At 26.0% G+C, this 7867-nt stretch carries 8 protein-coding genes; 3 read left to right on the forward strand and 5 right to left on the reverse strand.

The window, feature by feature from the left end; translation table 11 throughout:
- Window positions 1–575, reverse strand: a 575-nt coding sequence (locus tag KGF50_RS19005) for an ATP-binding cassette domain-containing protein (RefSeq protein WP_227849513.1), incomplete at its 3' end; no start/stop codon positions are given.
- 169 nt (window positions 576–744) lie between these two features.
- Here KGF50_RS19005 and KGF50_RS19010 point away from each other — a divergent pair.
- From KGF50_RS19010 to KGF50_RS19020, 3 genes are all read left to right on the forward strand, one after another.
- Window positions 745–2103, forward strand: coding sequence for a hypothetical protein (locus tag KGF50_RS19010; RefSeq protein WP_227849514.1), 1359 nt, complete (start codon window positions 745–747; stop codon window positions 2101–2103).
- Window positions 2096–2728 carry an OmpA family protein gene (locus tag KGF50_RS19015; protein WP_227849515.1) on the forward strand — a complete coding sequence of 211 codons (633 nt, stop codon included), beginning with the start codon at window positions 2096–2098 and terminating at the stop codon, window positions 2726–2728. Before KGF50_RS19010 ends, KGF50_RS19015 begins: the two co-directional genes overlap by 8 nt.
- 327 nt (window positions 2729–3055) lie before the next feature.
- On the forward strand, window positions 3056–4219 hold the full coding sequence (locus tag KGF50_RS19020; RefSeq protein ID WP_227849516.1) for a ComEC/Rec2 family competence protein: 1164 nt from the start codon (window positions 3056–3058) through the stop codon (window positions 4217–4219).
- Window positions 4220–4368: 149 nt separating this feature from the next.
- Here the strand turns inward: KGF50_RS19020 and lexA are convergent, their stop codons facing one another.
- The 4 genes from lexA to KGF50_RS19040 all read right to left on the reverse strand — a co-directional run bounded on the left by lexA (window position 4369) and on the right by KGF50_RS19040 (window position 7828).
- Window positions 4369–5004: a transcriptional repressor LexA gene (lexA, locus tag KGF50_RS19025; RefSeq protein ID WP_227435195.1), complete on the reverse strand. Its 636-nt coding sequence runs from the start codon at window positions 5002–5004 to the stop codon at window positions 4369–4371.
- Between the two features lie 102 nt (window positions 5005–5106).
- Window positions 5107–6234 carry a tyrosine-type recombinase/integrase gene (locus KGF50_RS19030; protein WP_227828044.1) on the reverse strand — a complete coding sequence of 376 codons (1128 nt, stop codon included), beginning with the start codon at window positions 6232–6234 and terminating at the stop codon, window positions 5107–5109.
- A gap of 347 nt (window positions 6235–6581) precedes the next feature.
- Entirely contained in the window at window positions 6582–7427 is an 846-nt protein-coding gene (locus KGF50_RS19035; RefSeq protein ID WP_227849517.1) for a hypothetical protein, read from the reverse strand.
- 29 nt (window positions 7428–7456) lie between these two features.
- Complete coding sequence (locus KGF50_RS19040) at window positions 7457–7828, reverse strand: ACT domain-containing protein (RefSeq protein WP_227849518.1); 372 nt, start codon at window positions 7826–7828, stop codon at window positions 7457–7459.
- Window positions 7829–7867 lie beyond the last annotated feature (39 nt).

The following is a 7867-nucleotide window of genomic DNA, read 5'->3' on the forward strand; positions in this document are numbered from 1 at the left end:
GCTTCACCAATATCATGCGTAACTAAAATAGTAGACTTATTTTCATTTTTTATAATACTATAAACATCATCACAAACCAATAATCTAGTTTGATAGTCAAGGGCTGAAAAAGGTTCATCTAAAAGTAAAACATCTGGATTTACAGAAAGTGTTCTAATAAGAGCAACTCTTTGTCTCATACCACCAGATAATTCTTTAGGATACATACTTCTGAAATCCCATAGTCCATAAGTCTTTAAAAGTTCCTCAACTCTATCTAAAGATTTTTTATCTTTTTTACCTTGAATTTCCAAACCAATAGTTATATTATCCATTATATTTCTCCATTCAAGCAAATTATCTTTTTGAAACATATATCCAATATTTCCAGTAATCTTTACATCACCGCTAGTTGGTTTTAAAAGATTAGTAAGAATATTTAAAATTGTAGATTTTCCGCTTCCAGAAGGTCCAAGTAATGTTAGTATTTCGCCTTCTTTCAAATTAAAATTGACGTCCTTTAATACTTCAAGCTCGCCTTCCTTAGTGTAGAAGTTCATATTGATATTTTTAACTTCTACTATGTTGTCATTCATCATGCCACCCCCTATAACTTTTAGCTCGTATATATTATGTTATTAACATTACAACCTATTTGTACCATTTTTCATAAATATAATATAAATATTTTGTTTATTTACGTATTTTCTTAGTAACTTGTACGTATAAATTAGAGATAAATAAATTATAAGGTAGGGGATAAAATTGAGTAACATAATAACTAATTTAATAGAGTCAATATTTACTAATCCAATAACTATATTATTTTTACTTGCAATAACTGTGTATTCTATTTTTAAAATTATAGAAAACAACAAGTTGTATTTGTTTGTAGGTTCAAAACTAGAAGAAATCAACCAAGACTATAAAACGAGTGTGTTTTATAGCAAAATAAGGAATGATTACTATACATATAGTAAAGAAAATCCTTATGCTGATGTAAATATAACTTCATTTGTAGAAGAAGTTATATCAGATTTAAAATATAATAATTTACCAATATTAGAAAAAATTAGGAGCATAAAAAATTCATCTTCAATAAGTATATTACTTGGAGTTTTAGGTACATTTGTTGGGCTTTCTACAATGCTTTTATGTGTTGATACTAAAGACATTATAAATTCACTTCCTTCAACTATTAGTAGCATGCAAACTGCATTTACAACTAGTATATTTGGAGTTGTATTTTCTCTAATTATAGGTTATTTTACAAAAATAAAAGACTGTGAGCATGTTTTGATACAAATAATGTTGAAATCTGAGAATTTACTAACATCTGAGGTAACTCATATTAAATCAGAAAGAATGGATTTAAAAGTAGAGGAAGTAAAAAATACAATAAAACAAATAAGCAAGTCTATAGAAGCTATTGAAAAATTTGATAAAATATCTAAAGACTTAAATGATTTTAATGACGAATTTATTAGTGGAATAGAAGCTTTAAAAAGTCTTTTAGAAGGCTCTCAAAGTTCTATTAAGACGTTTGACCAAAGTGTAAGAAAATTAGATAAACAGTTTAATATTTTAAATGTAAAATTTGTAAAACTGTTTGATAAGTACGATAATCAAGATAATATAAATAAGGAGATTCTGTTTGATATAAAAGAATCATCAAAAAATATATATAATTCCACTGAAAGCCAACATAAAATTAAAGATTATATAAGAAATATAAATGCAGGATTTGCTTTATATGAAAGAAGTGCTCAAGATTTATTAACTAAATTAATGACTCATGAAAATAAAATATCTCAAAATCAAAAAATTCTTTTAGACGAAAAATATACTCTAGACGATTCAATTAAGAATCTTTCAAGTATTATTGAGAATTTTTCTGACGACCTACAAGCCAAACTAGATATAATGTTTGAGAATTCTTTAGACATTCAAGATAAGTTAGATGTTATGTTTAATAACTCTTTCATGCAAGATGAAGTTCCTCTTGATAGTGAAGACTTATTTGAAAGTAATATTGATAGTATATTTAATCCTTTAAGTGAAGAAATTTATGAAATAGAAAAGAAAGAAATAAAGGCCATAGGTGAGGATGAGTTAAATGAATAATAAATATAGAAGAACTGTTAACAGAGAATTTGAAAAGAGTAGTTTCTGGCCAACATTTACAGATTTATTATCCACCGTGTTGATGGTTGTAATTCTTATCTTATTTAGCTCAGAAAGTATATCAGGTTCAGTTGAACAAGATTTAGCTAAAAATGTGAATGCTTCTGTTGAAGATACCTTTAAAAAAAGTGGTATACCTGTGAAAGTGGATAAGGCTAATGGTCAAGTAACTTTTGGTGAAAGGACAATGTTTGATGTAGATAGTGATGTCTTGAAACCAGAGGCTAAAGAGATGTTAAAAATGTTTGTTCCAAAGTACATAGAAACTATTTATAAAGATTATGGCGACTATATATCTAAAATAGTTATAGAAGGTCATACAGACGATGTGGGAAGCTATATATATAACTTAGATTTATCACAAAGAAGGGCATATAGCGTTGCTAAATTTATAGTAGGAGATGAAATAGGTAATTATAAATATAAAAATGAAGTAACTAAACATATTATTGCAATAGGTAGGTCAAAAGCTGAACTCGTAAAAAATGGAGATAATAGTGTAAATAGAGATGCATCTAGAAGAGTAGAGCTAAAATATGAAATAAATATTAATCAAAATAAATAGTTAAAAAATTATAAAAAAAAAGAAGGCAGTTGGTGTGAGCTTTAAGCCTTCTTTAAGGAAAAAGTTTATTTATTTTTGTTGATATTTAATATATTATAATTTTTGGAAGAATTTTGCAATATTTTAAACATAAATGGGCGTTTAAAATGCATAACTGGGTACTACTGATGTAAAATAATTCATTTTATATAATATAAAACTTATAAGGTGTCAAATTTTTTTATTATTATCTTATAAATCTCTATTAAAATATTATGTAAAAAAATATCATAAAAACGCATATCATGTTATAATTACTAGTGGATTATGAAAATGGAGGCGTAGTTTGTGATAGAAAAAAATATAAATAACAAAAAAAATTCTAAAGTTAAAGCTTTAATATTTCTACTGATAATCTCTATATCTATTTATTTAACTGGTTGTAGCAGTGCAACAGACAGTAGAAATAATCAATCAAATAACCAAGAAACTTTATCTAGTAGTATATCAAGTGATAAAAATGTAAAAATTCATTTTATTAACACTGGAAATAGTGATGCAATATTAATTCAAGATGGCAAAACTTTTACATTGATAGATGGGGGAGATAACGATGATGAGAATTTAATGGTAGACTACCTAAATAATCAAGGGGTAAAAGATATTAAATATCTTATAGCTACTCATTCCCATGCAGACCATCTAGGAGGACTTGATTCTGTTGTAAAAAATTTCAATATAGAAAATGTTTTTGTATCAAATGGTTCAGCAGAAACAAAGAGTTACAGAGATTTTATAAATGCTTTAGCAAATAAGGATTTATCTCCAAGTGTACCTCTTGAAAATAAAAAGTTTTATCTAGAAGATTCCTATTTTGAAGTTCTAAATACAAATGGAGGAGATACTACAAATGAACAATCACTAGTACTTGCATATACTAATGGTAAAGATAAAGCCTTATTTACAGGTGATGCTGAAGAAGGTACAGAGAAAGAAATACTATCAAAACTTGGAGAAGTAGACCTTTTAAAAGTAGCTCATCATGGTTCTCGTAGTAGTTCATCTCAGGCTTTTTTAGATAAAGTGAACCCTGAATATGCAGTAATTTTAGTTGGCAAAGGTAATTCATATGGTCATCCACATGAAGAAACAATGAATAAACTAAAAAAGATGGGTGTAAAAGTACATAGAAGTGACGAATGTTCAGATATAGTATTTGAATCTACAGGCGATGGAATTTTTACAAGCTGTAAAGATGGAAGTTACAAAAAAGGTGTTAGAGAAGATGGAAATTCCGAAAAGTCAAATAACAATACAGCCAAGAATGAATTCTTAAATAAAGAACAAAATGTATCAAATTCATCAAAAATAGTGTATTTCACTCCGAAAGGGAAGAGTTATCACTCAACAAAAAATTGTAGTGGGCTTTCTAGAAGCAAAAAAATATTATCAGGTACAATTGCAGAAAGTAAGAAAAATGACCCATGTGATATATGTTATGGAAATCAATAGTTAAAATATGGAAAATAATAAATAAAAAGAATTAAATAATATAAAAGAGTAAATACATATAAAAATAAGCTATTCCAAATAGATAAAATAAAGAAATTCAGCTATATTTTATCTATTAAATAGCTTATTTTTTTGATATTCTTTAATAGTTATTTTATAACTCTAAATACACCAGTTACAATACCTACAATTTCAACTTCTGAGTCTTTAAGCATAATTGGTTCCATAAAATCATTTTCTGGTTGAAGTCTTATCGAGTTTCCTTCTTTAAAGAATCTCTTGACTGTAGCAGATTCACCATTTATAAGTGCAACTACTATCTGAGAATTTAAGGCTGTATTTTTTTTGTCTACTACAACGTAATCTTCATCTAAAATTCCTGCATTAATCATACTTTCGCCTTTTACTTTTAATACAAAATTATTACTGCCCTTTACTAAACTGGCAGGGAATGGAATATATTCCTCTATGTTTTGTTGAGCTAAAATGGGTTCTCCAGCTGTTATTTGACCTACTAAAGGAAGTTCTATTATTTCCTGGTTAGCTCCAGAAACATCATTGACTTTACTACGTTCCAAAACTTCAATAGCTCTTGGTTTAGTCGGGTCTTTTCTTATGTATCCCAGTTTTTCAAGTTTATTTAGATGAGAGTGCACAGTTGAAGTAGATCTTAACCCTACAGCAGTACATATTTCTCTTACAGCAGGTGGGTAGCCTTTTAATATGATTTGAGATTTTATAAATTCCAGTATTAAAACTTGCTTTTCAGTTAGATCTAAATACATAACATCACTCATTTCCAAACATATTTTGTTTTTATTTCCATACATTTATATTTTTAATTATAACATAATCCATTTATATCTGCAAACATTTGTTCCTGATTTTTAATCATCTTCAATCCATTCAAAATTCTTAACTATATCACGTTTTACATTTTTTTTATGTGCAGCATAAAGTTGAGTAGTCGTGACATTATCATGGTCGAGTAAATTTTGAACATCGTATATAGAAAATCCTGTTTGAATTAGAGAAGTTGCAGCAGTTGCTCTTAATTTATGAGGACTATATCCATTATCTCTAGTTGTATCTAGTGGAATAGACGTATATTTTTTTACAAGTGTCCTTATAGCTTTTGCTGTAATTCTTTTATTTTGAAGAGATAAAAATAATGCATCTTTAACTTCATCATTTAGTAAGTCATCTCTTGTTCTTTCATTTTGTAAATAATCTTTTATTACATGTTCACAAGTATGATTTATAGGCATTAAGACTTCTTTTCCACGTTTTCTGTATATTTTGAATTCACCTCTTGAAAAATTAAAAGAGGAGATATTAAGTTCTCTAAGTTCATTTAATCTAAGCCCATATGTAACAAATAGAGCTAATATAGCCTTATCACGTAATCTAGTTTTTTTCCAATAAACTTTTTCTTTTTCTGTAAGACCTTCACCTGTTTCTACCGATTCTAACATTTTTGCAACTTCATCTATTTCAAGGCGTTTAATAGCATCTGGTTGTGGTTTAGGTAGTTTTATCGGATTAAATCCATCAGTAATGTTATTATCTATTTGAGAATTTCTATATAAAAATTTAAATAGAGTAGAGATGGATGATTTTTTTCTTGCTAGAGCTCTATTATTATTTTCAAAAATTAATGTATTTTTTTCTGTATTTTTATAATATCTACTGCAATAATCACCTAAAAATAAGTTTATATCTCTTGATTTTATCATGTTAAAATCACTTTCTGTAATATCTTTTATACAATCTGCACTTGTTAATTCCTTTGTCTCAATCATATATAAGCAGAAAAACTTTATATCTTCTAAATAAGCAAGTCGTGTAGAGACAGCAACAGAACCTTTTAGATATATAAAATAATCTTTCATAAATACAGGAAGTTTATTTTCCAAAAGTAGACATTTTTCTATAAGTTCATTTTCTTTGATGACAATATTATCAGGTTTATCAGATTTATTATGTACTTTTATAATTTTCTTATCATTATTCAAATTTAAACCTCCTAAAATTAAAATATGAATATTTGTAAGTTATTTTTATTAATAACAATGTAGCTATGTTAGCATAAATATTTAATTTAATCAATTAATGTATTTTTTAAGAGATTAGTAGTGCTCTAATTGGTTTTTGCACTAACTATTCCCTAAATCCACATTTAAAGACTAGTTGAATTCGAGTACTCTTTTTAAATTTCTCAATATATATTAGTAAATATTTATTAAATATATATTGAGAAATTTTATACTTTAGTAAAATCTTTTCAATCTTAAATTCTACTATCTTTTCAAGGAAACCAAAATAAGAAAACTAAAATAAAAATAGTATAAAATTTAGCATCTTAATTAAAGTTTTTAAATGGACTTACTAAACTAAAGATATAAGATATTATAAGTGTTACTATTGAAAAAATAAGCCCTATCGTCATAAAAAAACTTACAAATATGTTGTACTTCACTATTAAACTAGACATATTTAAGCTATTAAGGCCAAATAAGTATGTAATTAAACTGATTGCAAATATAATTATAACTATAAAGCTTAAGCCCTTTAAACTGCTTTTTAAATCAGCATGACTAAGTGACATATGAGTGGAAATTGAATACATTAAAAACATAAATATAAAATATCTTAATGAATATATATCAGGTGTTAACAATATTGTTTTTACAAAATTAGAAATATCATCTAAAATAACCTGTGTAAAACCTGCTATATTAAAATTATTAATCATACTTACATATAACTTTAAATCTATGCTTTGTGTTATTTTAATATAGCTATCTGGTAATATTATTCTAAAAAGAAAAATAATCATCATTGTTCCACCTATAATTGGAGCAATTCCTATAAAAAAATTTCCTATACTCTGATAAATATTATCTTTTTTATAGCTATGATTTACATATCCTAATACTCCATCATTTTTACTTTCAATTGGTCTAAAGAATTTTACTGAATTTATTTTATGCATAAAAATCAAACACATTATTAAGTGACTCAATTCATGTATAAAAGTTCCTATAGCTCCAGTTACAATGACACCAGTTTTTCCAAAAGATAAAAAGATAAATTTATTATTTAAATTTTCTATAATACTAAAAACTAATCCAAATACAATAAATATTCCTATAAAACAAAAGATATTTATTATACTTATTTTAAAAATCTCAACTATATGAATCATAAGCTATAACCTCGCATTTAAGTCTTCAACTATTCTATCTCATATCCATTACAGCTTAAGATTTTACAAGCATTTTTTATATCTTTTTCTTTTATTAAAATATAATCTGTATCATATGTAGAAATTGCAAATATACTTATCTTATTATCAGCTAATAACCCACTTATTTTAGATAAAATTCCTATAAGTGCAAAATCTAAAGGTCCTAATATTTTAAGTATTCTCCATTCTTTTTCTGACTTAACATCAGAAGGTATATTATTATTTGAACATACAATACTTAATTCATCATCAGTTTTAGTTATGGAATAAAAACTTTCTGTATCTATCCATGTTGGTATTTTACTGTTATTATTTAATCTACATACTGCATACTCTTCTAAAAATAGTTTTAATTTCATAATGTACATCTCCTTCAAACTTATTTGTTTAATTAAGAT

The sequence above is a fragment of the Clostridioides sp. ZZV15-6598 genome, assembly GCF_020657705.1.
In the GTDB taxonomy this organism is placed as follows: Bacteria; Bacillota; Clostridia; order Peptostreptococcales; family Peptostreptococcaceae; genus Clostridioides; species Clostridioides difficile_F.

What these genes read in the sequence shown, in the direction of transcription:
- lexA (WP_227435195.1), bottom strand. Translation starts at nt 5,004, where the DNA reads ATGTATTTAGATCTAACTGAAAAGCAAGTTTTAATACTGGAATTTATA.
- KGF50_RS19015 (WP_227849515.1), top strand. Translation starts at nt 2,096, where the DNA reads ATGAATAATAAATATAGAAGAACTGTTAACAGAGAATTTGAAAAGAGT.
- KGF50_RS19035 (WP_227849517.1), bottom strand. Translation starts at nt 7,427, where the DNA reads ATGATTCATATAGTTGAGATTTTTAAAATAAGTATAATAAATATCTTT.
- KGF50_RS19040 (WP_227849518.1), bottom strand. Translation starts at nt 7,828, where the DNA reads ATGAAATTAAAACTATTTTTAGAAGAGTATGCAGTATGTAGATTAAAT.